A 1267-nucleotide genomic window follows, 5' to 3' on the forward strand; every position below is an offset into this window, starting at 1 on the left:
GAATCGGGGGTTCCCCGTAGGGAGATCTTAAGCCAATATGGGATGCACCACTCGACCTTGACGCTCTGGATGAACCGGCATGGATCGCCCTCTTATCGGAATGAGAGACCCCGTTCCTACAGTCCATCGGAGAAACGCTCCATCCTGCGGGCGGTGGAATCGGGCATGAGCGTCCGGCAGGTATGCGTGGCCTTCGGTGTGAAAAGCAGGGCTACGGTCGACCGCTGGCTCCAGCTGGAGAAGAGCGGGAGTCTAGGGAATAATGCCGAACTTGGCCCCCAAACACCGGTTATGCAGCCAAAGGAAGAACAGGGGGGCGATGAACGCAGGGCGCTGGAACGGGAACTGGCCGAAGCCCGGCTGAAAATCCGTGCACTGGAAACGATGATCGATATCGCAGAAGAACAGCTGAAGATCGATATCCGAAAAAAGTCTGGTGCCAAACAGTCACCCAAATGAAACAGGATTACCCTTCATTGGGGATCAAAACACTGTGCAGACTGTTTGGCAAAACGCGCCACGCCTGGTACGATTACCAATGGCGTTTCAGGGATATGTGCTTAAAGGATGAGATCATTCTTCAGCATGTCCTGCGGATCAGGGGATCCCTACCCCGCACCGGTACCCTGAAATTGCTTCATATGATTACCCCGATGCTGGCCGAACACGGCATCCGGGTGGGCCGGGACTATTTGTTCGATCTCATGCGGGAACACGGCCTGGATATCCGGCGGCGCAGGCGGCGGGTGGTGACCACCGATTCCCGGCACTGGATGCATAAGTATGCCAACCTGGTGAAAGAACTGGAGGTGAACCGTCCCGAGCAGGCCTGGGTAAGTGATATTACCTATATCCGCATGAACAACGGATGGGGATACCTCAGTCTGGTGACCGATGCCTACTCCCGCAAGATCATGGGGTATTGCTTTCACAGAAGCCTTGCCGCCCAGGGATGTGTGGAGGCTCTGAAGATGGCCCTTGATCAGCGGAGCTACAATGGTGAACTGGTCCACCATTCAGACCGTGGCTCGCAGTATTGCAGCAGCGAATACGTGGAGGTGCTGATCAGCAATAGGGTCGCCATCAGCATGACCGAAAACGGAGACCCCTATGAAAATGCGCTGGCCGAACGGGTCAACGGTATCCTCAAAGAAGAATTCAATCTCCATTATTCGGGCATGGGATTTCAGGAGACGGAAAGGAAGATCGCAGAAAGCATCCGGGTTTACAATGAAGTAAGACCCCATGCCAGTTGTGATTACCTCAC

General features: G+C 54.8%; 2 protein-coding genes. Both read left to right on the plus strand.

Going from position 1 to position 1267, the window contains the following annotated elements:
* Positions 1 to 459, plus strand: a 459-nt coding sequence (locus ACMGDE_RS19925) for a helix-turn-helix domain-containing protein (RefSeq protein WP_436834595.1), incomplete at its 5' end; no start/stop codon positions are given.
* Positions 456 to 1267: IS3 family transposase (locus tag ACMGDE_RS19930; RefSeq protein ID WP_436834596.1), on the plus strand; the 812-nt coding region annotated here is incomplete at its 3' end. The genes ACMGDE_RS19925 and ACMGDE_RS19930, both read left to right, overlap by 4 nt.

Origin of the sequence: Parapedobacter brassicae (assembly GCF_051400755.1) — a bacterium.
Taxonomy (GTDB): domain Bacteria; phylum Bacteroidota; class Bacteroidia; order Sphingobacteriales; family Sphingobacteriaceae; genus Parapedobacter.